The organism is Micromonospora sp. NPDC005806 (genome assembly GCF_042871425.1).
In the GTDB taxonomy this organism is placed as follows: domain Bacteria; phylum Actinomycetota; class Actinomycetes; order Mycobacteriales; family Micromonosporaceae; genus Micromonospora.
Genome location: NZ_JBIAIL010000005.1, coordinates 24,736 through 49,197, shown reverse-complemented (window position 1 = coordinate 49,197; position 24,462 = coordinate 24,736). Strand labels below are relative to the sequence as shown.

Annotated in this window: 23 protein-coding genes and 1 pseudogene; 4 read left to right on the top strand and 20 right to left on the bottom strand. The window is 73.8% G+C overall.

Going from position 1 to position 24,462, the window contains the following annotated elements; all coding sequences use genetic code 11:
* Positions 1–152: 152 nt before the first annotated feature.
* The 14 genes and pseudogenes from ACFYOS_RS08070 to ACFYOS_RS08005 all read right to left on the bottom strand — a co-directional run.
* Positions 153–692 (bottom strand): annotated as a pseudogene (locus ACFYOS_RS08070) (flavin reductase family protein); the annotation flags it as partial.
* Positions 667–1,161: an alpha/beta fold hydrolase gene (locus ACFYOS_RS08065; protein WP_387136879.1), complete on the bottom strand. Its 495-nt coding sequence runs from the start codon at positions 1,159–1,161 to the stop codon at positions 667–669. The pseudogene ACFYOS_RS08070 and the gene ACFYOS_RS08065, both read right to left, overlap by 26 nt.
* A 125-nt stretch (positions 1,162–1,286) precedes the next feature.
* Entirely contained in the window at positions 1,287–2,981 is a 1,695-nt protein-coding gene (locus ACFYOS_RS08060; protein WP_387136877.1) for an ABC transporter permease, read from the bottom strand.
* On the bottom strand, positions 2,966–3,727 hold the full coding sequence (locus tag ACFYOS_RS08055; protein ID WP_387136875.1) for an ABC transporter ATP-binding protein: 762 nt from the start codon (positions 3,725–3,727) through the stop codon (positions 2,966–2,968). The genes ACFYOS_RS08060 and ACFYOS_RS08055 overlap by 16 nt, the downstream gene beginning before the upstream one ends.
* Before the next feature lie 134 nt (positions 3,728–3,861).
* Entirely contained in the window at positions 3,862–5,505 is a 1,644-nt protein-coding gene (locus ACFYOS_RS08050) for a cation acetate symporter (protein WP_387136873.1), read from the bottom strand.
* Position 5,506: 1 nt separating this feature from the next.
* Entirely contained in the window at positions 5,507–5,953 is a 447-nt protein-coding gene (locus ACFYOS_RS08045; protein WP_387136872.1) for a hypothetical protein, read from the bottom strand.
* A 31-nt stretch (positions 5,954–5,984) separates the two neighbouring features.
* The gene (locus ACFYOS_RS08040; protein ID WP_387136871.1) at positions 5,985–7,700 is read right to left on the bottom strand and encodes a DUF4153 domain-containing protein; all 1,716 of its coding nucleotides are present in this window, start codon (positions 7,698–7,700) and stop codon (positions 5,985–5,987) included.
* Positions 7,697–8,770, bottom strand: coding sequence for an ATP-binding protein (locus ACFYOS_RS08035; protein WP_387136869.1), 1,074 nt, complete (start codon positions 8,768–8,770; stop codon positions 7,697–7,699). The genes ACFYOS_RS08040 and ACFYOS_RS08035 overlap by 4 nt, the downstream gene beginning before the upstream one ends.
* Positions 8,767–9,444 (bottom strand): response regulator transcription factor, encoded by a 678-nt coding sequence (locus ACFYOS_RS08030; RefSeq protein WP_387136867.1) that lies wholly within the window; start codon positions 9,442–9,444, stop codon positions 8,767–8,769. The genes ACFYOS_RS08035 and ACFYOS_RS08030 overlap by 4 nt, the downstream gene beginning before the upstream one ends.
* Positions 9,445–9,604: 160 nt before the next feature.
* Entirely contained in the window at positions 9,605–10,276 is a 672-nt protein-coding gene (locus ACFYOS_RS08025) for a DUF5701 family protein (RefSeq protein ID WP_387136865.1), read from the bottom strand.
* Positions 10,277–10,358: 82 nt separating this feature from the next.
* Positions 10,359–11,126, bottom strand: a complete 768-nt coding sequence (locus ACFYOS_RS08020; RefSeq protein ID WP_387136864.1) for a LytR/AlgR family response regulator transcription factor — start codon at positions 11,124–11,126, stop codon at positions 10,359–10,361.
* Positions 11,123–12,346: a sensor histidine kinase gene (locus ACFYOS_RS08015; protein ID WP_387136862.1), complete on the bottom strand. Its 1,224-nt coding sequence runs from the start codon at positions 12,344–12,346 to the stop codon at positions 11,123–11,125. The genes ACFYOS_RS08020 and ACFYOS_RS08015 overlap by 4 nt, the downstream gene beginning before the upstream one ends.
* Positions 12,347–12,386: 40 nt before the next feature.
* The gene (locus ACFYOS_RS08010; RefSeq protein ID WP_387136860.1) at positions 12,387–13,898 is read right to left on the bottom strand and encodes a sugar transferase; all 1,512 of its coding nucleotides are present in this window, start codon (positions 13,896–13,898) and stop codon (positions 12,387–12,389) included.
* 325 nt (positions 13,899–14,223) lie between these two features.
* On the bottom strand, positions 14,224–15,084 hold the full coding sequence (locus tag ACFYOS_RS08005) for an Fpg/Nei family DNA glycosylase (protein WP_387136859.1): 861 nt from the start codon (positions 15,082–15,084) through the stop codon (positions 14,224–14,226).
* A 24-nt stretch (positions 15,085–15,108) separates the two neighbouring features.
* Between ACFYOS_RS08005 and ACFYOS_RS08000 the strand changes: the two genes are divergently transcribed.
* Positions 15,109–16,377 (top strand): glycosyltransferase family 4 protein, encoded by a 1,269-nt coding sequence (locus ACFYOS_RS08000; RefSeq protein ID WP_387136857.1) that lies wholly within the window; start codon positions 15,109–15,111, stop codon positions 16,375–16,377.
* A 42-nt stretch (positions 16,378–16,419) separates the two neighbouring features.
* Here ACFYOS_RS08000 and ACFYOS_RS07995 read toward each other — a convergent pair whose 3' ends face one another.
* The 5 genes from ACFYOS_RS07995 to ACFYOS_RS07975 all read right to left on the bottom strand — a co-directional run bounded on the left by ACFYOS_RS07995 (position 16,420) and on the right by ACFYOS_RS07975 (position 20,253).
* Entirely contained in the window at positions 16,420–17,142 is a 723-nt protein-coding gene (locus ACFYOS_RS07995; protein WP_387136855.1) for a CDP-alcohol phosphatidyltransferase family protein, read from the bottom strand.
* Complete coding sequence (locus ACFYOS_RS07990; RefSeq protein ID WP_387136853.1) at positions 17,117–18,184, bottom strand: iron-containing alcohol dehydrogenase family protein; 1,068 nt, start codon at positions 18,182–18,184, stop codon at positions 17,117–17,119. The genes ACFYOS_RS07995 and ACFYOS_RS07990 overlap by 26 nt, the downstream gene beginning before the upstream one ends.
* Complete coding sequence (locus ACFYOS_RS07985) at positions 18,172–18,903, bottom strand: sugar phosphate nucleotidyltransferase (RefSeq protein WP_387137317.1); 732 nt, start codon at positions 18,901–18,903, stop codon at positions 18,172–18,174. The genes ACFYOS_RS07990 and ACFYOS_RS07985 overlap by 13 nt, the downstream gene beginning before the upstream one ends.
* 82 nt (positions 18,904–18,985) lie before the next feature.
* The gene (locus ACFYOS_RS07980; protein WP_387136851.1) at positions 18,986–19,747 is read right to left on the bottom strand and encodes a hypothetical protein; all 762 of its coding nucleotides are present in this window, start codon (positions 19,745–19,747) and stop codon (positions 18,986–18,988) included.
* 56 nt (positions 19,748–19,803) lie between these two features.
* Positions 19,804–20,253: an NUDIX hydrolase gene (locus ACFYOS_RS07975; RefSeq protein WP_387136849.1), complete on the bottom strand. Its 450-nt coding sequence runs from the start codon at positions 20,251–20,253 to the stop codon at positions 19,804–19,806.
* A gap of 114 nt (positions 20,254–20,367) precedes the next feature.
* Between ACFYOS_RS07975 and ACFYOS_RS07970 the strand changes: the two genes are divergently transcribed.
* From ACFYOS_RS07970 to corA, 3 genes are all read left to right on the top strand, one after another.
* Entirely contained in the window at positions 20,368–20,760 is a 393-nt protein-coding gene (locus ACFYOS_RS07970; protein ID WP_387136847.1) for a cyclic nucleotide-binding/CBS domain-containing protein, read from the top strand.
* A 179-nt stretch (positions 20,761–20,939) separates the two neighbouring features.
* Positions 20,940–22,034, top strand: coding sequence for a PLP-dependent aminotransferase family protein (locus ACFYOS_RS07965; RefSeq protein WP_387136845.1), 1,095 nt, complete (start codon positions 20,940–20,942; stop codon positions 22,032–22,034).
* Between the two features lie 370 nt (positions 22,035–22,404).
* On the top strand, positions 22,405–23,553 hold the full coding sequence (gene corA / locus ACFYOS_RS07960; protein ID WP_387136843.1) for a magnesium/cobalt transporter CorA: 1,149 nt from the start codon (positions 22,405–22,407) through the stop codon (positions 23,551–23,553).
* Between the two features lie 64 nt (positions 23,554–23,617).
* Here corA and ACFYOS_RS07955 read toward each other — a convergent pair whose 3' ends face one another.
* Positions 23,618–24,445: a hypothetical protein gene (locus ACFYOS_RS07955; RefSeq protein WP_387136841.1), complete on the bottom strand. Its 828-nt coding sequence runs from the start codon at positions 24,443–24,445 to the stop codon at positions 23,618–23,620.
* Positions 24,446–24,462: the final 17 nt, after the last annotated feature.

Sequence of the window (24,462 nt, the reverse complement as noted above, 5' to 3'; positions counted from 1 at the left end):
TCACCACCTTCACAGGCGTCGGGGATTTTCGCGCACGGTAAAGAGCGCGCTCCCCGCCGGGGAAGGCTCGGATCGGCGACGGTCAGCGGTTGCGCCGAACGGCACACCGGTTGCGCCGAGTGACCTAGATCACTCCGTTGAACGGTCGGTGCTCAGTCCGTCAGCTCGCGGTAACGGCCCCGGTAATGCAGCAGCGGGGCGGTCTCCTCGGCCAGGTCGACCGCCTCGATGGTGGCCTCGACCAGCAGGCCCCAGCCGTACTCCCGGGCGGCGTCGAGTCGGCAACCGGCCCACCCGCCGGCGTCCGACGGCACCGGGCCGTACGGCGTGTCGGTCCAGGAGCCGATGGCGAAGAGCCCGCCGGGGGACGGGAAGAGGCCGGCGAAGCGGTCGGCGAGCTGCCGGTGCGCCGGACCGAGCGGCGCGACCGCGAACCGCCCCGCCTCCTCGACGGCCGCCCACAGGTCCGACTCCGGGTCGATCAGCCCGAGCAGCCGGTCCGGCTCCCCCTCGGCGACCAGGGTGGACGCGACGGTCAGCCCGGCCGGTCCCGGCGCGGTCCAGAGCGTGACCGGGGCGGCCAGCCGACCGCGCAGCCGGCGTACCGGCGAGCGCTGCCCGGCCGGCACGGCGAACGGGTCGGTGTGGTGGATCTCGGCGCCCGGCTCATGATTCACGTGAAACATTGTGCCCGCGGCTCGGGCTCAGCGGCCGACGGTCGCGAAGCCGGCGGACGCCAAGCCGACGGACGCGAAGCCACGGACCAGCGAGGCCACCTCGTCGGCGCGGGTGGCGGGTGAGCCGGGCCGGTTCCGCCAGCGCCATTCGGAAGCCCACCGGGCCGCCGTAGTCCTGGACGTACAGCAGATAGCGGTCGACGCCGACGGTGGCGGCGAAGCGCGACATCACCTCGGCGATCCGGTCGAAGGTGTACCGGAGGTCGCTCGGCGCTGGCGCGTCGCTGTGCCCGAATCCCGGATAGTCGGGCGCGATCAGCCGGAACCGGTCGGCGAGCCGCGCGAGCAGCGGTTCGAACATCCGGGACGAGGACGGGAAGCCGTGCAGGAGCAGCAGCACCGGCGCGTCCGGTGGACCGGCCTCCCGGTAGAAGATGGAAGGCCCGTCGACCACCGCGGTGCGGTAGCGGGTGTGCACGCTCATGGCGGCTGCTCCTTGTCACGGCTCATCGCACCGTAGCCACCGCTCCGCCGCGCCAGCCGGGCATTGCGCGCGCCCCCCCGGATCGGGTGCCGGGGCCGAACCGCCAGCCGCCGCTGACCGGCAGGTCAGCGGCGCGGCGTGACCGCGGCCAGCAGCTCCGGCTGGCGGCGATCCAGCACGTCGCCGGCCAGGTAGGAGCCGAGCAGTGCGGCGCCCAGCCCGTACGCCAGGCCGACCGGCAGGGCCAGCCAGAGCCAGACGTCGCCGAGCAGTGCCGCGGCCACCACCACCGGCACCGCCGCCACCGCGGAGGCGAGCATGGAGACCAGGGTGAGGAGGCTCTTCGCCACCCCCGCGCCGGTGTTCATCGCGAACGGGTTGCTGGTCTCCGGCAGGGCGTAGGCGCCGAGCACCGCGACGAAGGCGTTGATCGCCAGCCCGCAGCCGTACGCGGCGACGAGCCCGCCGGCCATCAGGCCGACCCACTCCGGGCGCCCGAGCACGGTGGCCAGGATGATCGCGACCGTGCCCAGCAGCGGCACCACGTAGAGCGAGAACGCGGTCAGCCGAGCGCGTAGCTCCAGCCGCCCCGGCACGCCGGCCACCACGTTCGCCGCGTAGGCGCTGCCATCGAAGCCGAACTGGTTGGCCAGGGTGACCGAGGCGAGCACCCCGACGAAGAGCATGGAGAGGCTGACCAGCACCGGCGAGGAGTTGGCGGTCGCCTCGCCGAACGCCGCCCCGCCGTCGCTGGCCAGCCGGGAGCCGCCGAGGTTGACCATCACCGGCACGAAGACGCCGACCACCGCGATGGTGATCAGGTTGGCCCGCCGCCGAGCGTCCCGCCACCAGTAGCGGCACTCCCGCGCGACCAGCGCGCCGAACCGGTCTCGTCGCGCCCAGCCGACCACCCCTGGGAAGAGCTGGGCGACCGCCCCGCCGGCCGGCTCGCGCCGCTGCCTCGACGGGCCGGCGCTGGCCGCGCCGACCATCGCCGACTCCAGCGTCCGCGACCACCAGATCAGCAGCCCCCCGATGGCCAGCGCGGTGATCAGCAGCTTGCCCAGGCCGGCCCAGGCCCGGCCCTCGGCCACGTCGACGCCGGCCGTCCACGGTGCCCCGAACGGAGTCCAGCCGATCATCCGGGCCACCCCGGTCAGCCGGTCCCAGTCGGCGTGGCGGACCGCCGCGATCGCCGCGATCTGCAGCGGCCCGAGCAGCGCGGCCAGCACCGCGAGCAGGACGGCGGCCAGGTCGCGGACCCGGCGGGACCGGAGCATGGTGGCGAACGCGCTGGTCACCGCGCGGGCGGCGGCCACGCAGAGCAACAGCCCGCCGACGACCCCGACCGCCGCGACCAGGGCGGCCGACCAGCCGCCGAGCGCCCCGGCGGTGACCACCAGCCCGGCCATCGCGATCAGCGTCGCCAGCACCGGGACGCTCACCAGCGCGGCGGCGTACAGGCCGGCGACCAGGGTGCGGCGGGGCAGCGGGAGCAGGGCGAAGCGGGCCGGGTCCAGGGTCTCGTCCACGCCGAAGAAGACCAGCGGCAGCAGCAGCCAGCCGAGCACCAGCAGCCCGCCGCCGAAGGCGGCGACCATGAGCGCGTACCGGGGCTCGCCGACCAGACCGGGGGCGGCGAGGGCGAAGAAGGCACTGGCGGCGAACCAGAGCCCGAACACCACGCCCACCACGAAGAGCGCGATCCGCCAACCCTGGCCGCGGAAGTTGTTGCCCATCACCCGCAGCTTGAGCCGGACGAAGTGCCAGGCGGAGACCCGGCGGGCCGGCGCGTCCGGCGCGCTCACCGGGACAGCCACGACAGCTCCTCACCCGTTGCGGTCCGACCGCCGACCACCTCGACGAAGACCTCCTCCAGGGAGCGGTGGCCGCGTACCTGGTCGAGCGTGCCGACCCGGGTGATCCGCCCCTGCGCGAGGATCGCCACGTGCGAGCAGAGCCGCTCGACCACCTCCATCACGTGGCTGGAGAAGACGACCGTGCCGCCGCCGACGACGTACCGGTGCAGGATGTCCCGGATCAGCGCCGCCGAGACCGGGTCGACCGCCTCGAACGGCTCGTCGAGCACCAGCAGCCGGGGCCCGTGCAGCAGCGCGCAGGCCAGCCCGATCTTTTTCTTCATGCCCGCCGAGTAGTCGACCACCAGGGTGCGGCCGGCGTCGGTGAGCGCCAGCACGTCCAGCAGTTCCGCCGCCCGTTGGTCGACCACCGCCGGGTCCATGCCGCGCAGCAGACCGTGGTAGGCCAGCAGCTCCGCCCCGCTCAGCCGGTCGAAGAGCCGGACCCCGTCGGGCATCACGCCGAGCAGGCCCTTGGCGCGGACCGGGTCGGCCCAGACGTCGTACCCGAGCACCCGGGCCTGGCCGGCGTCGGGCCGCAGCAGGCCGACGGCCATGGAGAGAGTGGTGGTCTTGCCGGCGCCGTTCGGACCGAGCAGCCCGTAGAATGAGCCGGTCGGCACGCCCAGGTCGACGCCCGCGACCGCCACCTTGGTGTCGAACCGCTTGGCCAGGCCGCGAAGGGACAGCGCGGGGTGCTCATCCATGACTCAGACCGTAGTCCGCTCCGGCCAGGGGTCGCTCCGGCCGGAGGATGATCTCCGGTCATCCCTGAGCCGTACCCGGTCAGACCGGCGGCAGCACGTCCAGCCGGGCCAGGTGGCCCGGTCCGGCGGGTCAGCTAGAGGCGCAGCGTCTCCGGGGCGTGCAGGCGGAGCATCGTCACGCCGACGTCGGCGGGCAGCCGCCGCCGGGTGGCCATCGACACCGCCACCATCACGGTGAACGCCAGCGGCACGGTCCAGGCCGCCGGCTGGGTGGTCAGCGTGGCCGGCCACCCGCTCAGCGGCGGGCCGAGCACCGTGAGCAGCACCGCGCCGACCGCCGCGCCGCCGCCGACCAGCACCCCGGCGGCGGCACCCAGGTCGGTCAGCCCGCGCCACCAGATGCCCAGCACCAGCAGCGGACAGAAGCTCGACGCGGCCACCGCGAAGGCCAGCCCGACCACCTGGGAGACGTCCAGGCCGGAGACGTTCAGGGCGAGCACCGCGGGCACCCCGCCGGCGATCACCGTGGCGAGCCGGAAGCCGCGTACCGAGCCGCGGCCGAACACGTCCGTGGAGATCACCCCGGCGACGCTGGTGAGCAGGCCGGACGAGGTGGAGAGGAAGGCGGCGAACGCCCCGGCGGCGACCAGCGCGGCGAGCAGCCGGCCGGTCGGACCGCCGCCGAGCACCGCCCCGGGCAGCAGCACCACCACCGCGTCGGTCTGGCCGGTCACCAGCAGCTGCGGCGTGTAGATCCGGCCCAGCACGCCGTAGATGGTGGGCAGGAGGTAGAAGACGCCGACCAGGGCCAGCACCACCAGCGTGGTCCGGCGGGCGGCGGCGCCGTCCGGGTTGGTGTAGAAGCGCACCAGCACGTGCGGCAGGCCCATGGTGCCGAGGAAGGTGGCCAGGATCAGCGAGTACGTCGCGAACAGCCCCCGGTCGTCGTCCCCGGCGGTGTCCGGCAGCAGCCAGTCGGCCGCGCCGGTGGCCGTACCCCCGGCGACCTCCGGCACCGGGTCACCGGCGGCGAACTCGACGCGGTCGCCGGGGCGTACCTCCCGGACGTCGCCGTCGGGAAAGGTGAGGGTCGCCCGGTGCTCGACCACGACGGTGGTCGCGGTCCGGAACGCCGGCCCGTCGGGCGGGGTCACCGCCGGTCGGGCGTCGGCCTGCCACTGCAGGGCCAGGAAGATCGCCGGTACGGCCAGCGCGGTCAGCTTCAACCAGTACTGGAACGCCTGGACGAAGGTGATCGCCCGCATCCCGCCCAGCGCCACGTTCGTGGTCACCACCACCGCGACCAGCAGCGCCCCCACCGGGTACGGCGAGCCGGCCACCGTGGCCATGGTGAGCCCCGCGCCCTGGAGCTGCGGCACCAGGTAGAGCCAGCCGATGAAGATCACGAAGACGGTGGCCAGCTTCCGCAGCCGCCGCGAGCCGAGCCGCACCTCGCAGAAGTCCGGCAGGGTGAACGCCCCGGAGCGGCGCAGTGGGGCGGCCACGAAGAGCAGCAGCGCCAGGTAGCCGGCGGCGAAGCCGACCGGGTACCAGAGCACGTCCACGCCGTACTTGAGGATCAGCCCGGCCACGCCCAGGAAGCTCGCCGCCGACAGGTACTCGCCGCCGATCGCGGCCGCGTTCCAGGTCGGGCTGACCGCCCGGGAGGCGACCAGGAAGTCGGAGGTGGTCCGGGCCAGCCGCAGCCCGTAGAAGCCGATCCCGACGGTGACCAGGGTGACCACCACGATCGCCGGGACCACGTACCCGTTGCCCACCTCAGCGCTCCGGCCGCTGGACCAGGTCGGTGAAGTCCTGCTCGTTCCGTTCCGCCAGCCGCACGTACGCCCAGCCCACCCCGATCAGGAACGGGAAGGCGACCACCCCGAGCAGCAGCCACGGCAGGTTGACCCCGAGCACGGTGACCCGCCCGATCGAGGGCGCGATCGCGAAGAGCCAGGGCAGGCCGCCCAGCCCGATCAGCACCAGCAGGCTCAGCCGCAGCGCCAGGGTGAGCTGGGCCCGGACCAGCCCCTGGACCAGCGTCTCGCCGACCCGGGTCTGCTGGGTCAGCTCCGACCGGGTGCGGTCCGCCCGGCTCCCCGGGCGGGACACCTCGGCCAGCACGACGCGGGTACGCCGGGGCGCCGCCGGGGCGCGCGGGACGGGCACCGGGGCGACCTCGACGGGCCGCCCCGGAGCGTCCTGTTCGTCGGCTCCGGCCATCCCCGGCAGTCTTGCCTGAACAGCGGGAATGTCAAGGGCACGGCGCCGTCGCAACCTCGGCGGCCCGGTCCGCGGCGAACACCGCGCGGGCCTGCGCGCGGCCCACGTTCGCGGCCCGCCAGCCGTCCTCGGGGAGCTGCCCGGCGATGTCCCGCAGCGCGCAGGACCGCATCGGTTCCGGCAACCGGTCCAGCGCCGGTACGGCGTCCGCCGACAGCCTGGACAGGTAGTCCACGTCCAGCCGGTCGATCCGCTGCCACCGGTCGACGTTCCAGTCGGCGATCAGCCGGTCCGGGTTGACCACGGCGAGACCGAGCAGGGCGACCACCCCCGCGCCCAGCACCAGCCGGGGCAGCCAGGCGCCGCGGAGCCGGACCGTGGCCACCGCGACCAGCCCGAAGAGCAGCCCCAGCCAGAGCTCCACGGTCGCCACCACCAGGCGCAGCCGGGTCGCCCCGTACGCGTCGGTGTAGACCCGCATCCGGTAGAGCGCCGAGGCCACAATCACCAGGCTGAGCACGGTCAGCCCGCCGATCAGCAGCCGGATCAGCGTCCGGTCGGCCCGGGTGTGCCGGGGTGCCCAGCGCATCGCGCCGGCGATCACCAGCAGGGTCAGCGCGGAGACCGCGAGCAGCTGCCAGAACCCGCCGCGGGCGTACTCGGCGTAGGTCAGCCCGGCCGTCCGCAGCACGTGTCCGGAGCCGCCGAACAGCACGGTGAGCTGCACCAGCACGAACGCCGCGAAGAGCGCGTCGAGCAGGGCCAGCGGCAGCACCCACTCCAGCCGCCGCACCGCCCGGGCCGGCCGGGCCCGCAGCTCCAGGTCGGGCGGCGCGGCCAGCAGGTACGCCCCGCCGAGCAGCACCGCGCCGACCAGCAGCAGGCGGACGACCCAGCCGAACACGCCCGGGGTGGAGACGTCGGGCAGCGCAGCGGCCACCAGGTCGGCGAAGACCGCGTCGGCCGAGGAGAAGAGCAGCCCGAACAGGAGCAGCAGCACGGCGGTGACCCCGAGGCTGGCCAGGAGCCGTCCGATGCTCGGGCCGTCCGCCCGGGGGCGGGGCAGCCCTCGGGTGGCCCAGGGCAGCGCCCGCAGGGTGGCGATCGGCGGCAGCACCGCGCCCGTCAGCAGGCCCAGCGGGGTACGACCGCCGGCCACGGCGAGCGAGGCGGTGCCGACGGCGGCGAGCAGACAGAGCGCGAAGAGCCAGTTGGCGGCGCGTACCGTGCCGACTCCGACCAGGGCGACGGTGGCGACCGCCCAGGCCAGCCGGGCCGCCCGGCCCGACGCCCCCGTGGCGCCGGGACGGACGGCCGCGCGGGGCCCTGCCGTGGCGCTGCTCTCCCCCGGTACGCCCACCTGCGGCTGGGCCGGGTGGGTACCGGTGGCCGGCGCGGCGGGCCCCGGGGCGGGCGGGGCGGGAGCTGTGGGGGGCGGACCTGGTCGGGGCCGGACGACGGCGGCCGTGCCGAGGGCGGCCGCCCCGGCGAGGGTGGCCACCAGCCAGCCCAACCCGGGCCGGTCCAGCGGCACCACCGAGGCGCTCACCCCGGCGGCCACCGCCACCGTGCCGAGCACCACCGGCCGGGCCGGCCCGGCGGCTCCCGGCCAACGCCGCTCCCAGGCGGTGGGCTGCGGTGCCGGCCGGACGGCGGGCTGCGGTGCGACGTGCGGGTGCAGGGCCGGCGGGTGGGGCGGCACCAGCCGGGGATCGATGGGCGGCTGCGGCGGGTGTGCGGTGGTCATGCGGCCTCTCCTCGGGCGGGCTCGGTGAGCGGAAGGGCGACCTCGATCCGGCAGCCGGGGCGGGCGTCCGGCGCGGCGGCGGGCGGATCGGCGACGCGGATGGTGCCGCCGTGCAGCTCGACCACCCAGCGGGCGATCGCCAGGCCCAGCCCGGTCCCGCCCCCGGCGGCCCGCTCGCCCCGGGTGAACCGCTCGAACACCCGGGACCGCTCGGCCGCGGGGATGCCCTCGCCTTCGTCGCTCACCTCGACGTGCAGGTGGCCGGCCCGCTCCTCGGTGGTGACCAGCACCGTCCCGCCGGGCGGACTGTGCCGGGCGGCGTTGTCGAGCAGGTTGGCGAAGACCTGGTGCAGCCGCCACGGGTCGGCGTGCACGGTCAGCGGGGCGGGCAGCGGTCGGAGGCGGAAGTGGACGTCCTGCCCGGTGCCGGCCGCGTTGGCGACGGCGTGTTCCACCGCCTCGTCGAGGAAGTCGGCGACGTCGATCCGGACCCGGCGCAGCGGCACCACGCCCGCGTCCAGCCGGGACAGGTCGAGCAGGTCGGCGACGAGGTGCCCGAGCCGCTCGGTCTGGGCGAGCGCGGCGCGCAGCGCCGCCGGTTCCGGGGTGGCCACCCCGTCGACCAGGTTCTCCAGCACGCCCTGGAGCGCGCTGATCGGCGTCCGCAGCTCGTGCGAGACGTTCGCGATCAGCTCGCGCCGGCGCTGGTCGGCGGCGGCCAGGTCGGCCGCCATCTTGTTGAACGCGTGGGCCAGCTCGCCCACCTCGTCCCGCGAGGTGGCCCGCACCCGGCGGGTGTAGTCGCCCCGGGCCATCGCCCCGGCCGCGGCGGTCATCTCCCGCAGCGGCGAGGTCATGCCGTGGGCGAGCACCTGAGCGGTGAGCAGGGCGATGGCGATGGCGGTCAGCGCGGTGCCCGGCGGCAGCCAGCCGACGCCCCACCAGAAGTAGCCGACGGCGACCGCCCAGGAGGCGACCAGCAGGACGCCGAGCTTCATCTTGATCGAGCGGACCGGGTCCAGCGGGCGGGGCAGCACCCGGTTCAGCCAGTCCACCAGCCGGACGCTCACGCCGGGACCTCCAGCGCGTACCCGACGCCGTGCACCGTGCGGATCAGGTCCGCGCCGAGCTTGCGCCGTAGCGCCTTGACGTGGCTGTCGACGGTCCGGGTGCCGGAGCCCTCCGCCCATCCCCACACGTCGGCGAGCAGCCGCTCCCGGGGCAGCACCGTACGCGGCCGGCCGGCCAGGTGCACCAGCAGGTCGAACTCGGTGGGCGTCAGGTGCACCTCGACGCCGTCCTTGACCACCCGGCGTTCGGCCGGGCTGATCTCGATGTCGCCGAGCCGCAGGGTGGCCGGCGGAGTGGTCGCCGCCCGGTCCATCCGGCGCAGCAGCACGTGCACCCGGGCGGCCAGCTCTCGCATCGAGAACGGTTTGGTCAGGTAGTCGTCGGCGCCGACGGCCAGTCCGACCAGCAGGTCGGTCTCGTCGTCGCGGGCGGTGAGCATCAGCACCGGCACCGGCCGGTCGGCCTGGATCCGCCGGCACACCTCCAGCCCGTCGAAGCCGGGCAGCATCACGTCGAGGACGACGAGGTCGTGCTGCCCGGCCCGGAACTTGTCGACGGCGCTCGGGCCGTCCCCGGCGATGTCCACGGTGAAGCCCTCCGCCCGCAGGCGGGCGGCGACCGACTCGGCGATGGTCCGTTCGTCCTCGACCACCAGTACCCGGCGTTCCTTCATGGCGTCCGACTGTAGGGACCGGCCGTGGAGATCGGTGGCGCGCGTTGTGAACAACCTGTGGAGAACGCGTCACTCCTGTGGATAACCCGGTGGATGGCGGCCGGGTCGTTGTGGACAACTGAGTGGGAGAGATGCCGGGCGAAGGTGATGGTGTCCGACGTCATGGACGGTCGGGGAGCCCGACCCGGACCGGGTGGGCGGTGGCCGAGCCGAGCCAGGTGTGCGGGTTGCCGTACCAGCACCAGCCGAGCTTGGGCGCGCCCTGGCTGATCCAGAGCGCCGGCACCCGCTTGTCGCCGCAGCGTGACCCGACCAGCGAGAAGCACCGGTTGCTGGCCAGTGCCGGCGGGTGCAGGGTGATGAAGGCCAGGCCCTCGTCGATGGTGATCGGCAGCCGACCCTCGGCGGTCATCTGCTCCAGCGCGCCGGACGGCGGCAGGTTCCGGTACTCCTCGCCCCGGTCCACGTCGAAGAGCAGGTACGCCGGCCCGGCCGGCACCTCCAGCTCCTTGATCGGGTCGAACCTGGGCAGATCGCCGGCGGGAAAGTTCCGGTCGAGGATGCCGGGCTTCCGCTTGCCGGCCAGGGTGGTCAGCGCGATCCGCTCCTGGACCGGCACCAGCTCCCGGGTGGTCACCAGCAGGAAGGGAACCCGCCCCTCGGTGGGCGCGGCCAGGCCGGCCGCCTGGGCGACCGCCGCGGCGCGCAGCGGCGCGAGCAGGTCACGGAAGGCCCCCTCGGTCAGCTCGGCCAGGGCGGGATACCCGAGTTGCACCAGGCGGTCGAGCTGGCGGTCGAATTCGGTCGCGGCGTCGTAGCGGCTGTCGGACATGGGGCCTCCACTCTGTCGTACGGCCTGCCGTACAGCGTACGATAGTGGCGGCGTATTCCTGCCCCGCGAGAAAAAGTTCGGCTCAGCGGTTCCAGTCCTGCTTCGCCGCCCGGACCAGCTTGTCCTTCAGCTCGCGGGTGTGCCGACGGCTCACCGGCAGCTCCGTACCGTCGATCACCACCACGTAGCCGGAGTTGACCAGCCGCAGCTCGGCGATCAGCTTCAACTGCACGAGGTAGGACCGGTGGATCCGGACGAAGCCCGCGTCGGCCCAGCGCTCGGCGAGGGTCGCCAGCGAGACCCGGACCAGGTGCGAGGCGTCCGCGGTGTGCAGCCGGGCGTAGTCGCCCTGCGCCTCCACCCAGCGCACCGCCGAGCGGGGCAGCATCCGCGTCGTCCCGGCCAGCTCGATCGGGATGGTCGGGTCCTCCTCCGCCCGGGCCAGGGCCGCCGGGTGGGAGGGGACGACCCGGGAGCCGATCACCCGGCGCAGCGACTCGGCCAGCCGCTCGGCCCGCACCGGCTTGCGGACGTAGTCCGTCGCGCCCAGGTCGAAGGCGTCCACCGCGCCGTCGTCGTACGCGGTGACGAAGACGATCGCCGGCGGCCGGGCGAACCGCCGCAGCACCCGGGCCAGCTCCATGCCGTCCAGCCCGGGCATCCGGATGTCCAGGAAGACCACGTCCACATCGCCGTCGCGGAGCACCCGCAGCGCCTCGGTGGCGTCCCCGGCCGTGTGCAGCCGGGCCACCCGGGGGTCGGCGCGCAGGTGGTACGCCAGCTCGTCCAGCGCCGGCGGCTCGTCGTCCACCGCCAGCACCCGGAGGAAACCCGTCGCGTGCACGGTCATGAGCCCGCCCGTACGCCGGGGTGGAACTTCGGCACCCGCATGCTGACCTTCGTACCCGAACCCAGGCCGGTCTCGACGACCAGGCCGAACCGGTCCCCGAAGACCGACCGGAGCCGCTCGTCGACGTTCGAGAGGCCGACGTGCTGGCCGGGGTCCTCGGTCGGGTCGCTGCCGGCACCGGCCAGCTCGGCGATGCCGGCGGTCAGCGTCGTCGGGTCCATCCCCACTCCGTCGTCCTCCACCGTGATGTGGCATTCCGCGCCCGCGTCCCGGGCCTCGATGCTCACCATGCCGGTGCCCGGCTTGCGGGACAACCCGTGGCGTACGGCGTTCTCCACCAGCGGCTGGAGGCAGAGGAACGGCAGGGTCACCGGCAGCACCTCCGGGGCGATCTGCAGGCGCACCTGGAGCCGCTCGCCGAACCGGGCCCGCTCGATGGTCAGGTACCGGTCGATCGAGCGCAGCTCCTCCGCGAGCGTGGTGAACTCCCCGTGCGCCCGGAACGAGTAGCGGGTGAACTCGGCGAACTCCAGGATCAGCTCCCGGGCCCACTCCGGGTCGGTGCGGACGAACGAGCCGATCGCGGTCAGCGCGTTGTAGATGAAGTGCGGGCTGATCTGGGCGCGCAGGGCGCGTACCTCGGCCCGGGCCAGGCGCTCCCGGGACGAGTCCAGCTCGGCCAGGGCGAGCTGGTCGCCGGCCCAGTGCGCGGTCTCCAGTGTCGCCTGCACCAGCCCCGGGGCGGGCTGCTCGTCGGCGACCGCCACCAGCGCCCCGACCACCCGGCCGTCCGCGCTCAGCGGCGTCACCACGGCGCCGCGTACCGGGCAGTCCACCAGGTCGCAGTGCAGCTCCGACTCGCGCAGCACGGTCGACCGGCCGGTGCCGACCGCCTTCCGGGCCGCCGCGAGAAGTTGGTCGCCATGGTGCGCGCCGCGTCCGTCGAGGGCGAGCAGGGCCTCCCGGTCCGTCAGGGCCAGCCCGGCCGCACCCACCAGAGCCCGCAGATGGCGTACGGCCTTCGCCGCGCCCGTGGCGCTCAACCCGGCCCGCAGCGGCTCGGCGGCGAGGCCGGCGGTGTGCAGCACCTCGTACGTGGCCCGCTGGGTGGCGGTCGCGATGCCCCGGCGGCCGCGCAGCCGCAGCACCGCCCAGAGCGCCGCGGCGAGCGCGCTGATCAGCGAGACCACGCCGAAGACGGCGGAGAGATTGCCACCCACGGCCCAGATCCTTGCGGTTGGCGGGCCCGCCGCCAAGGGGTCAGTACGCGCCCTTGCGGGCGAACACCACCCCGACGGTCCGCCACAGGATGCTCAGGTCGTATGCCAGCGACCAGTTGTCGACGTAGTAGAGGTCGAGCCGGACGGCCTCGTCCCAGGACAGGTCGGAGCGGCCGGAGACCTGCCACAGGCCGGTGATCCCGGGCCGGACCAGCAGCCGGCGGCGGACGTCGCCCAGGAAGTCGCCGTCGTCGGCGGGGAGCGGACGCGGCCCGACCAGCGACATCTCGCCCCACAGCACGTTGATCAGCTGGGGCAGCTCGTCCAGCGAGGAGGCGCGCAGGAACCGGCCCACCGGGAAGACCCGCGGGTCCTGCTTCATCTTGAACAGCAGGCCGTCGGTCTCGTTCTGGTCGACCAGGCTGGCCAGCCGCTCCTCGGCGTCGACGTACATCGTGCGGAACTTCCAGACCCGGAAGGTCCGCCCCTCGTGCCCGACCCGGGGCTGCCGGAAGAAGACCGGCCCGCGGTCGGAGATCCGGATCGCGATCGCGATCGCGACGAAAAGCGGGATCAGCAGCACCAGACCCAGCCCGGCGGCGACCCGGTCCATCAGGTTCTTGACCAGGAGCGCCGGGCCCGACAGCGTCGGCTCCTCGACGTGCAGCAGTGGCAGGCCCTCGATCGGGCGGATGTGCACCCGGGGGCCGGCGATGTCGGTGAGCTGGGGCGCGACCACCAGGTCGACGCCGGAGCCCTCGAGCTGCCAGGCCAGCCGGCGCAGCTCACCGGGCTCGGCGCTGGCCGAGCCGCAGACCGCGATGGTGTCCCCGCCGACCTCCCGGACCAGGGCGAGCACGTCGCGGCCGGCGTAGACCGGGACCGGGGTCTCGATGCCGCGGGCGGCGGCGTACCCGTCGGTGAGGTGGATGGCCACCGGCACCAGGCCGGCGCTGGGGGTGCGGGTGACCGCGGTGTAGACCTCCAGGCACTCGGGCAGGGTGCCGACCAGCACCATCCGGTGCCCGGCCTGGCCGGCCCGGCTCCGGATCATGTGCAGCAGGAACCGGGCCAGGAAGCGTTCCAGCAGGATCAGCACCAACGCGCCGAGCAGGGCGAAACCGACCGTGTAGCGGGAGAGGTCGGTCTTGGTGGCGAACGCGATGAACGAGACCGTCGCGGCGACCGTCACCCCGCCCCGGGTCACCCGCTTGAACTCGTCCGGGCCCAGTCCGAGGTAGCGCCGGTCGTACGCCCGGTTGCCCCAGAGGATGAACAGCCAGCCGAGCGGCAGCAGCACGAACGCCACGGTGTAGAACCAGGTCGGGTCTGCCTTGGCGTTGTAGAAGCCGGCCCTGGCCTGGCCGAACGCCTCCTGGGCGATCCAGTCGGCCACCACCACGGCGGCGAAGTCGAGCAGGAGCAGGAGAGCCGTGTAGGGGCGGTGCCAGCGGGACACCCGGCGGCGGGCACGGGCCCAAGCCGACCGCGGTACGCCGTTGTGCGACGGCGGTGTCGGCGGCTGGATCTCGAAGCTGTCGACGTGCCGCACGCTCTTGCTCCGGCCTGTGTTGGTTACCGGGCGCTGGAGGCTTGTCGTCACCTCAACCCATGTCCTCCCGCATGACACGCGCCCTCACTCGCAGTGAGGGCTCGAGTCGCCCACCGTCCCAGTCTCCCACGCGGGCCTGGTCGGGACGGCCCCCGAGGGGAAGTGCCGTCCGTCGCTGCTCGCGGGGATCTGGCCGGCTCCATATCGGTTGTGAAGCCGGGGACCGAGCCACTATACCGATGGATGGCGGCCTCGGTAGAGGTGCGGACCGGGAGCTTCGGAGATCCGGGTTCGATTCCTCTCCGTAATCGCCGGGTGGAATTACTCACCGTACGAGGCGGGACAACCGACGGTCAGCGAGTGGCTTGCCGCCGGTCTGGCAGGTGGGGCAGTACTGGAGGCTGGAGTCGGCGAACGAGACTTCCCGGACGGTGTCGCCACAGACCGGGCAGGGAAGACCCTTCCGGGCGTGCACCTTCAGCCCCGAGCGCTTCTCCCCCTTCAACTCGGCGGCCCGCTGCCCCATCGACCGCCGGACCGCGTCGCCGAGCACCATCCGGGTCGCCGCGTGCAGCGTGGCGAGCTGGTCGTCGCTGAGCCGGTCGGTGATCGCGAACGGCGACAGCTTCGCCGCGTGCAGGATCTCGTCGGAGTATGCGTTGCCCACCCCGGCCAGCACCGCCTGGTCGGTCAGCACCCCCTTGACCTGGCCCCGCCGGCTGCGCATCCGCTCGGCGAAGGTCGCCAGGTCGGCGCCGAACGCGTCCGGGCCGAGTTTTGCCACCCCGGGCACCTGCGCCGGGTCCGTCACCAGGTACCCGGCCAGCTTCTTCTGGGTGCCGGCCTCGGTGAGGTCGAAGCCGGAGCCGTCGTCGAGGCGTACCCGCAGGGCGATCGGGCCCTTGCCGGGGCGCAGCGGGGCGGTCGACGGGAACGCCTCCCGGTAGTGCAGCCAGCCCGCCCGGGCCAGGTGTACCACCAGGTGCAGCCCGCCGTCGAAGATCACGTCGAGGAACTTGCCGTGCCGGCCCGCGCCGACCACGGCCCGGCCGGCCACCGCGCTCGGCGGCGGATCGTACGTCTTCAGGGCGCTGATCGCGGCGACCTCGACACGCTCGACGCGCCGGCCGACCGCCCGCTCGCGCAGGTAGCCGGCGAGCGCTTCCACCTCCGGTAGTTCGGGCACCGTACAACGGTAGCCTTCTTTCCCGTGAGAATCGTGGTGGCGCACAACCGGTACCGGGAAGCCCAGCCTTCCGGCGAGAACACCATCGTCGACGCCGAGATCGCTCAGCTCACCGCCGCCGGGGTGGAGGTGCTGCCGTTCCTGCGCAGCTCCGACGAGATCCCCGCGATGTCGATGGCCGCCAAGGCGCTGCTGCCGATCTCCCCGATCTGGGCGCCACAGGCCCAGCACGACCTCGACCGCCTGCTCGCCGAGCACCGGCCCGACGTCCTGCACCTGCACAACCCGTACCCGCTGCTCTCGCCGTGGGTGATCCGGACCGCGCACAAGCGCGGCGTGCCGGTGGTGCAGACGGTGCACAACTACCGCCAGGTCTGCTCCTCCGGCCTCTACTTCCGGGACGGCGTGATCTGCCAGGACTGCCGGGGCCGGGCGCTGGGCGTGCCGGCCGTCGTGCACCGCTGCTACCGCGGCTCCCGGGCGCAGAGCGCGCTGATGGCCACCACCCTCGCCGTGCACCGCCCCACCTGGAAGTCGGTCGACCGGTTCATCGCCCTCACCACCGCGGTCGCCGACCACCTGCGCGACTACGGCATCCCGGACGAGCGGATCGTGGTCAAGCCCAACGCCATCCCGGACCCGGGTACGCCGGCGCCGCTCGGCGAGGGCTTCCTCTACATGGCCCGGCTCACCCCGGAGAAGGGGCTCGACCTGCTGCTGGAGGCGTGGCGGCGGCACCCGGTCGGCACGCTGGGCCCGCTCCGGATCGCCGGGGACGGCGAACTGCGCCCGCTGGCCGAGGCGGCCGCCGCCGAGCGGGCGGACGTGGTCTACCTGGGGCAGCTCGACCGGCCCGGGGTACGCGCCGCGATCGAGGCGAGCGCGGTGTTGCTGGCCACCCCCACCTGGCACGACGTGCTGCCCACCGTGATCATCGAGGCGCTGGCCAGCGGCCGGCCGGTGCTCGGTACCGCGCTCGGCGGCATCCCGTACCTGGTCGGCGCGGACACCCCGCGCGAGCCCACCGGCACCGGCCCGGCGGAGGTGGCCTCCGCGCCCGCCGGCGGGTCCGACCGCCCCGCCATCCCCGACGGCATCGAGGCGGGCGAGGCCGGCTGGGTGGTGGCCCCGGAGCCGGCGGCGCTGGCCGCCGCCCTGCCGGTGGCCGGGGCCGGCGCCGCTGCCCTGGCGGGATCCGCCCGGACCCGCTACGAGCGCATGTTCCACCCCGACGTGGTCACCAAGCGACTCATCGACATCTACGCCGACGTCGCCGCGACGGCCCGCCGCTGAGCGCCGCCACGTCGGCACGGCGGGGCGCCGTCGCGCGGGGGGTCAGCGGAGGGAGGCGCGGGCCGAGAAGGCGATGCTGGCGAGCAGGAAGCCGCCGTTGACGATCGTGAACGCGACGACCACCCAGACCGTCAGCGCGGGGGCAAGGGTCAGCACCAGGCCGGCCAGGAAGATCACCGCGCCGTAGTCGCGGACCAGCTTCACCAGGCGTACGGGGAGCGAGGTCGAGGTGACCATGCTGGCCGCGTCCGGGCCGGCCTGCATCACCGAGGTGACCAGGTTGACCATCCAGGTGCCGGCGAAGACCGCCACCAGCCAGGTCGGCGTCGCCGGGCGCTGCGCCACGGCGGTCGCCCCGAGGGCGGTGACCAGGGCGATCTGGGCGGCCACGTCGCAGAGCACGTCGACCCGGGCGCCGGCCGAGCTGCGCTGCCCGGTGACCCGGGCGAGCTGACCGTCCGCGCAGTCCAGCGCGTACGCGATCTGCCAGCCGACCAGGGCGGTCAGTCCGACCGCCCAGGCCGGCACGGTGCCGGCGGCGACCTTGTCGGCGAGCGCGACCACGGTGGCCGAGGCGGCCAGGCCGAGCACCAGGTTCGTGATGGTCAGCGCGGTCGGGCGCAGCCCGAGCCGCTGGGCGACCAGCGCGAAGACCGCGCCGATCCACTGGCTGATCGACTCGCTGAACAGGCCGCCGCCCCGGTTGACCCGGTGGAAGTCGGCGACGGTGGGGCGGGGCTCAGCCAAGGTGGTCGCGGAGTGCATCGGCGTAGTCTGCCAGCCGCTCCCGCGTCTCGGTAGGCGACATCGCGAGGTGTTCGAGGATGGTGTACCGGTCCGGCCGGGTGGCCGGCGCGAACTGCACCGCCGCCACGAACTGGTCGTCGGTCAGCCGTACGTCGGCCGGGAGCCGCGGCAGACCGTGCCGGCCCAGGCAGGCCGACATCTCGGCGAACCGGCGCTCGTCACCGCGCAGGAAGGTGCAGAAGAGCGCGCCGAGCCCGGCCAGCTCCCCGTGCGAGGCGGTGCCCGGGTAGAGCGCGTCGATGGCGTGCATGATCTCGTGGCAGCCGCCGCTGGCCGGGCGGCTGGTGCCGCAGACCGCCATGGCCAGGCCGGTGGAGATCAGCGCCTCGGCCAGCACGGTGACGAACGCGTCGTCGCCCATGTCGCCCTGGTGGGCCAGCACCGCCTCGGCCCCCATCCGGGCCAGCGAGGCGGCCAGCCCGTCGACCGGCTCGCCACGTACCTGGCGGGCCAGCTCCCAGTCGGCCAGCGCGCTGATGTTGCTCACCACGTCGCCGATGCCGGCCCGGTTGTGCCGCTCCGGGCCGGCCTCCACGAAGTCCAGGTCCACGATCACGGCGATCGGGATGTGCACCCCGTACGAGCCCTTGATCCCGTCGGTGATCAGGCTGGCCACCGGGGAGGCGATGCCGTCGTTGGCCAGGCCGGTGGCCACGGTCACCATGGGCAGGCCGCGCCGGGTGGCCGCGTACTTGGCAACGTCGATGGTCTTGCCGCCGCCGATGCCGACCACCGCGTCGTACGAGCGGTGGCGCAGCTTGGCGCCCAGGTCGTCGGCGGCGTCCAGGGTGGCGCCCGCCACGGTGAACACGTCCGCCGAGCGCAGCGACGGCCGGATCAGCTCGGCGATCTGCTCGCCCTGCCCGGGCCCGACCACCACCGCCACGTCGCCGCCGGCGGAGATCCGCCCGTCGACGAGGATCGCGGCGAGGTCGGCCACGGCGCCCCGCCGTACGTCGATGTGCAGCGGGGTGAGGATGGTCCGGGCTAGTAGCGGCACGCGATCTCCCACGCCCGGGCCAGGTCGGCGTGGTTGTCCACCTCGACCCAGGACACGTCGCCGATCGGCGCGGCCCGCACCTCGCCGCCCCGGTCCGCGAACTCCTGGTAGCCGTCCTCGTAGTAGAGGTTCGGGTCGCGCCGCCAGGTCGCCTCCAGGGCGTCGGCGAGGGCGTCGGCCACCTGCGGCTCGATCAGCGTCGCGCCGATGTACTCGCCGTACGCGTCGAGCGGGTCCATCTGCTTGGTGATCCGGGTGAGCTGGCCGGCGGCGTCGAAGGTGGTCTTCATCTCCTCCTCGGCCAGCGCCTTGAGGGTGTCGACGGCCAGCAGGATGCCCGGGCCGCGCTCGGCCAGCAGGGTCTTCTCCACGCTCACCGGGTGCACGGTGTCGCCGTTGACCAGCAGCACGCCCCGGGAGAAGTGCTCCCGCGCCAGCCAGAGCGAGTACGCGTTGTTCCACTCCTCGGCCTTGTCGTTGTGCACCAGGGTGAGGGTGACGCCGTACTTCTGCTCCAGCGCCGCCTGCCGCTGCCGGACCGCGTCGGCGGCGTAGCCGACCACGATCACGATCTCGGTGAGCCCCACCTCGGCGAGGTTGCGCAGCGCGATGTCGAGGATGGTGGTCTCCCCGTCCACCGGCACCAGGGCCTTGGGCAGGGTGTCGGTGTACGGGCGCAGCCGTCGCCCCGCACCGGCCGCGAGCACCATCCCGATCATGCCGGCATCCTCCTCAGTACTACTGCTGGTCACCGGTGGAGGATAGCGCCGGGCGGTTGGCCGCCTGACTGTCATCCGTGGTTCAGCCCGGCAGGGCGGCCAGGTCCGCGAGCACCGCGAGCCGTTCCTCGGCGGTGAGCACGGCGTACGGGCCGGCGGCCCGGCGGTCGGTCTCCTGCTCGATGGCCAGCCGCTCCGGCCCCGGCGGCAGCTGGGCGATGCTGGCCGCGGTGTGCCCGGCGGCGGTCCACGCCGCCGCGTGCGCGTCCGCCCGGTGGTAGCGCAGCGTGCCCAGCCGGTTGAGCAGCAGCACGCCGGCCGGGGTGCCGTCCGGTTCGTGCGGCGGGGCCATCGCGGCGAACGCGGCGGGCTCGTCGTCCTCGGTCAGCAGCAGGGCGTACGCCAGCACCCGGCCGAGCGCCGTCACCAGCCGCTCCACCCGGTCGTCCTGCCCCGCCCACAGCTCCTCGGTGACCTCGGCGTGGACGCCGAACAGCTCACTCAGGAACGCCAGCCCACGCTCGGTGGCACAGCAGCCGCCGTCCGGTACGCGCTGAAGCATCCCGTGCGCGACCTGCTTGTCCACGACCCGCTGGCAGGCGGCCGGGTCCCGGTAGCGGGTGACCGCGGCGAAGCCGGGCCCGTCCACCGTCCCGCCGGTCGCGGCGAGCCGGGTGCGGAACTCCACCAGGAAGCCGGTCGCGGCCGGCCCGCCGTACCGTGAGCTCAGCTCCGCGCCGCCGCCGTCGCGGCCGGCGAGCATGCCGGCGAGGAAGACCCGGTCGATCGCCGGGGCGACCAGCTCGGCGAACCGGTGCGGCGGCAGTTCGACGTGGTCGACCATTCCGGCTCGGCGCGTCGTAACCCGCGCCGCGCCGCGACCCGGAACGGTCGAGTCGCTCATCGATCGATCGACCGCAGGACGGCGAACGCGTTCTCGGCGATCCGCCGGATCAGCCCGTCGTTGACGTCGCGGTGCTCGTCGAGCAGGTCGACGTCCTGCTCCGCCAGCCAGCGGAACTCGGTGTGCTTGCCCTCCTCCAGCCGGGGTCGGCTCAGGTCGCCGGCCACGCGCACCAGGAAGTCGGTCTCCACCCGGACCAGCCCGTCGTCGCCGGTGTACCGGTACTCGCCGACCTGCCCGAGCACCTGCGACACGGTCCAGCCGGTCTCCTCGGTGACCTCGCGGCGCAGCGCCTCCTCGACGCTCTCGCCCGGTTCGAGGTGGCCGCCGACGATGTCCCAGCAGTTGGGGAAGAGGGTCCGGTCCGGTGACCGGCGCTGGATGAAGATGCGGCCGTCGTCGTCCACGATCAGCGCGCCGGCGCAGCGGAGAGGCTCGGTGGGCACGGCGACGACAGTAGCGAGCCGGGGCCGACGCGCCGCTGCCCGGTCTTGTCCCGGTACGCATTGATGGCCCACCATGGCCGTACCGAGGCCACCGTCCCACAGGGGTGATGCGTGATGCAGGTTCGGGAAGCGATGTCCAGTGAGGTGCTCGTGGTCGGCCCGGAGCACACGCTCCGCCAGGCGGCCCGGATGATGTCGGCCCGCCGTGTCGGGTCGGCGGTCGTGATCGACCCGGACTCCGAGGGAGTCGGGATCATGACCGAACGCGATGTGCTCAATGCGATCGGCGCCGGGCTCGACCCGGACGTGGAACGCACCGGCGCCCACCTGACGTGGGACGTCGTCTACGCCGGTCCGGACTGGACGGTCGAGGAGGCGGCCGCGGCCATGGCCCGGGGCGGCTTCCGGCACCTGGTGGTCCTCGACGGCCGGGAGGTGGCCGGGGTGATCTCGGTACGCGACCTGATGCGGGTCTGGGCCCGGGAGCACGCCCCGACGACGGTCTGAACCGTCCTCGTACGACCGGGGCCCGGCCGGCGACGGCCGGGCCCCCGGGTGCGTCCGGAGCCTTGTCGCGAGCCCGTTTCGGCTCTCCGATCGGCCGGTCGGACGGATCGACCGCCCGCATGTTGAACTTCGCGTGTATGCCGGTCGGACCGGCCGGAGCAGGCCCTAGGCTCGTGCGCATGACCGCCGAGCAGCTGATCTCCTTCGCCCGTGGCGCTCCCTCGCTGGACATCGTCGATGTCGAGGGGCTCAAGGCCGCCGCCGTCCGCGCCTTCGACGCCGACCCCGCCGGGATCACGGCGTACGGCACCTCCGTCGGTTACCCGCCCCTGCGGAAGTGGATCGCGGAGAAGCACGGCGTGGAGCCGGACCAGGTGCTGATCACCAACGGCTCGCTCCAGGCCGACGCCTTCCTCTTCGACCACCTGGTCCGGCGGGGCGACGCGGTGATCGTCGAGCGCCCGACGTACGACCGGACGCTGCTCAACCTCCAGCAGATGGGCGGCGAGATCCACGGCGTGACCATCCAGCCGGACGGTCTGGACACCGCCGAGCTGCGCAAGCTGCTGGAGTCGGGGGTCCGGCCACGGCTGGCCCACGTGATCCCGAACTACCAGAACCCGGCCGGCGTGACCCTGTCCCTGGAGAAGCGCCGGGAGCTGCTCGACCTGGCCGCCGAGTACGGCTTCACGATCTTCGAGGACGACCCGTACGCGGACATCCGGTTCCGCGGTGAACCGTTGCCCTCGATGCTGTCGATGGACACCCGGGGCGTGGTGGTGCACGCCTCCAGCTTCACCAAGACGGTCTGCCCGGGCGTCCGGGTCGGCTACCTGGTCGGCCCGGCCGAGCTGATCGCTGCGATCGCCAAGAGGGCGACGAACCTCTACATCTCGCCCGGCATGGTCTCCGAGGCGGTCGTGCACCAGTTCTGCGTCTCCGGCGACATCGAGCGGTCGATCCACACCGTGCGGACCGCGCTCGGCGAGCGGGCCACGGTGCTCGCCGAGTCGCTGCGGCGGCACATCCCGGAGGCCCGGTTCGTCGAGCCGGACGGCGGCTACTTCCTCTGGGTGGAGCTGCCGGAGGACGTCGAGGTGGACCGGCTCGCCCCGGCCGCCGCGGAGCGCGGGGTCGCCGTGGTCAAGGGCAGTGACTTCATGATCGACGGTGGCCGGCACGCGCTGCGGCTGGCGTTCTCCGCGGTCACCGCGGACCGGATCGACGAGGGTGTCCGGCGGCTGGCCGACGCGTTGGCCGCCGTTCGGGGCTGATTTTCTGTCGGGTTTCCGACAGTTCGGCGATCCCGGCCGGCTCAGGTCTCCCGCTGGGCCGGCCGGCGACCCACAATGCTGCGAGCGCCGTTCACCTTTCGTCGGTGACCGGTCCGCCGCCTCGGGGGAGCCGCACTCCGCCCCCCGCTCGGACCGCCGGCGCGCGCAGCATCACTCCCGCCCCCAAAAGGGTGCCGGGTGGGCCGTGTCGCCCCTCACCCCCCTGACGCGGCCGGCCCGCCCGGCGCCACCAATGACCCCGGCCCAGTGACGCCCGTCGCACCCGCGCCCCCGCTCCCGAGCTCGCCCCGCTGCGGTTCGTCCCGATCGGCGTAATCTGCAAGCCGCAGCATCGTGGGGAGGGGGCGAGATGACCGACCGGGTGGCAGGCGACCGCACTACCGGACAGAACGGCGGCGGGGCGCTCAGGCCGCGGGCCTGGGCGGCGCCGGTACGCGCCATGAGCCGCATCCTCAACGCCGACGGCTCCCCGCGCGTCCCCGCCCCGGCCGGCCCCGGGCGGAGCGGCGTCGTCGACTGCGGCCTCTACGTCGACGGGGAGCGCCAGCCGGGCGAGTGGCAATACGCCGACGCGCTGGCGGCGGCCCGCCGGGAGCGGAACGCCTTCGTCTGGATCGGCCTGCACGAGCCCGAGCTGGACGAGATGACCGAGATCGCGGACACCTACGGCCTGCACGAGCTTGCCGTGGAGGACGCGGTCAAGGCCCAGCAGCGCCCCAAGCTGGAGCGCTTCGGCGAGGTCGTGTTCCTGGTCCTGCGCACCGCCCGCTACTGCGAGCACACCGAGCTGACCGAGAACTCCGAGGTGGTGGAGACCGGTCAGGTGATGCTCTTCATCGGGCCGGACTTCCTGATCAGCGTCCGGCACGGGGACGCCTGTCGGCTCTCCCCGGTCCGGGCCGACCTGGAGGAGAAACGGGATCTGCTGCGGCACGGCCCGTGGGCGGTCGCGTACGCGATCACCGACCGGGTGGTGGACCTCTACCTGGAGGTCGCCGACCGGCTGGAGGACGACCTCGACGTGCTGGAAGCGGACGTCTTCGACCGGCACGGCAGCGGGCGGATCCAGCGGATCTACCAGATGAAGCGGGAGCTGGTGGAGTTCAAGCGGGCGGTGGTGCCGTTGCAGCGCCCGCTGATGACGCTCACCTCGCAGGTCAACCGGGACGTGCCGCAGGAGGTGCGGCGCTACTTCCGGGACGTGCAGGACCACCTCAGTCGGACGGTCGAGCAGGTCAACTCGTACGACGACCTGCTCAACTCGATCCTCCAGGCGCGGCTGGCCCAGGTCACCGTCGACCAGAACAACGACATGCGCAAGATCGCGGCCTGGGCGGCGATCGGCGCGGTGTGGACCGCCATCGCCGGGATCTACGGCATGAACTTCAAGTACATGCCGGAGCTGGACTGGACGTACGGCTACCCGGGCGTGTGGGCGCTGATGCTGGCGTCGTCGTTCACGCTCTACCGCCTGTTCCGCCGTAACGGCTGGCTGTAGCGCCGGGCACGCGGCAGCGCCGGCCATGCGGGGCGTACCCCCGGCCGGCGCTTTCCGGGACAGATCAGCGGCGACCGCTGGCCTTGGCGTTGCTCTTGCCGTTCGCCGTCGCCTTGCTGACGTCGTCGGCCGGGCGGCCGGAGACGTCCCGCGCTCCCTCGGCGACCGAGGGAACCTTGTCGTTCGGCTGGATCACCGGCTGGCTGCTGGCCCTGGCGGTCGACGCGGCACCGTCGTTGCCGGCCACCACCGGGCTGCCGGCACCGCTCGGGCCGGCCTGGGTCACCTTCGCGGCCGGGTCGGGGGTCTCCACCACGATGGTGTCCACGTCCTCGCGCATCGGATCCAGCTTGTCCTCGCCCAGCGGGGCCAGCCTGCCGGCCGGGTCGTACTCGGCCCACTCCAGCTGCTCGCGGCGGCGGCGCATGGCCATCGCGCCGGCCAGGCCGGCGACGGTGCCGGCGGCCAGCAGGCCGGTCATCATGCCGCGCGACCGCTTCTGCTTCTTCCGGGCGGCCTTGAGGTTCTTCGCCTTGAGCTGCTTCGTCATCGCGGCCTGCTTGGCGGCGGCCTTGCGCCCCTTCACCGCCTTGCCCGCGGCCTCGGCCTGGGCGTTGCGCATGGCCAGGACCAGCGGCGCGAGCGCGGCGGCCGTCGAGGCGATGCCGCTCGACGCCCGATCCCGGACCATGATCGCGGTGGGCGCGACGGCACCCCGGGCTGCCTGGACCCGCGGGCCGACCGAGGCGCCGGCACCCTTCGCCGCGTGCGACGCGGCCTGCCTCAGGTGACCGATGCCCTGGCTCAGCTCCGCCTTCGCGAGCTGCCCCTGGGTCTTGCGCCGCCCGATTCCAAACACGGTCCCACCTCCTGGGAGTTGTTCCTTCGTCATCCTCCACCTTCGGATGC

What these genes read in the sequence shown, in the direction of transcription:
- ACFYOS_RS08065 (WP_387136879.1), bottom strand. Translation starts at nt 1,161, where the DNA reads ATGAGCGTGCACACCCGCTACCGCACCGCGGTGGTCGACGGGCCTTCC.
- ACFYOS_RS08055 (WP_387136875.1), bottom strand. Translation starts at nt 3,727, where the DNA reads ATGGATGAGCACCCCGCGCTGTCCCTTCGCGGCCTGGCCAAGCGGTTC.
- ACFYOS_RS08045 (WP_387136872.1), bottom strand. Translation starts at nt 5,953, where the DNA reads ATGGCCGGAGCCGACGAACAGGACGCTCCGGGGCGGCCCGTCGAGGTC.
- ACFYOS_RS08040 (WP_387136871.1), bottom strand. Translation starts at nt 7,700, where the DNA reads ATGACCACCGCACACCCGCCGCAGCCGCCCATCGATCCCCGGCTGGTG.
- ACFYOS_RS08030 (WP_387136867.1), bottom strand. Translation starts at nt 9,444, where the DNA reads ATGAAGGAACGCCGGGTACTGGTGGTCGAGGACGAACGGACCATCGCC.
- ACFYOS_RS08025 (WP_387136865.1), bottom strand. Translation starts at nt 10,276, where the DNA reads ATGTCCGACAGCCGCTACGACGCCGCGACCGAATTCGACCGCCAGCTC.
- ACFYOS_RS08020 (WP_387136864.1), bottom strand. Translation starts at nt 11,126, where the DNA reads ATGACCGTGCACGCGACGGGTTTCCTCCGGGTGCTGGCGGTGGACGAC.
- ACFYOS_RS07995 (WP_387136855.1), bottom strand. Translation starts at nt 17,142, where the DNA reads ATGCACTCCGCGACCACCTTGGCTGAGCCCCGCCCCACCGTCGCCGAC.
- ACFYOS_RS07985 (WP_387137317.1), bottom strand. Translation starts at nt 18,903, where the DNA reads ATGATCGGGATGGTGCTCGCGGCCGGTGCGGGGCGACGGCTGCGCCCG.
- ACFYOS_RS07980 (WP_387136851.1), bottom strand. Translation starts at nt 19,747, where the DNA reads ATGGTCGACCACGTCGAACTGCCGCCGCACCGGTTCGCCGAGCTGGTC.
- ACFYOS_RS07970 (WP_387136847.1), top strand. Translation starts at nt 20,368, where the DNA reads ATGCAGGTTCGGGAAGCGATGTCCAGTGAGGTGCTCGTGGTCGGCCCG.
- ACFYOS_RS07965 (WP_387136845.1), top strand. Translation starts at nt 20,940, where the DNA reads ATGACCGCCGAGCAGCTGATCTCCTTCGCCCGTGGCGCTCCCTCGCTG.
- corA (WP_387136843.1), top strand. Translation starts at nt 22,405, where the DNA reads ATGACCGACCGGGTGGCAGGCGACCGCACTACCGGACAGAACGGCGGC.
- ACFYOS_RS07955 (WP_387136841.1), bottom strand. Translation starts at nt 24,445, where the DNA reads ATGACGAAGGAACAACTCCCAGGAGGTGGGACCGTGTTTGGAATCGGG.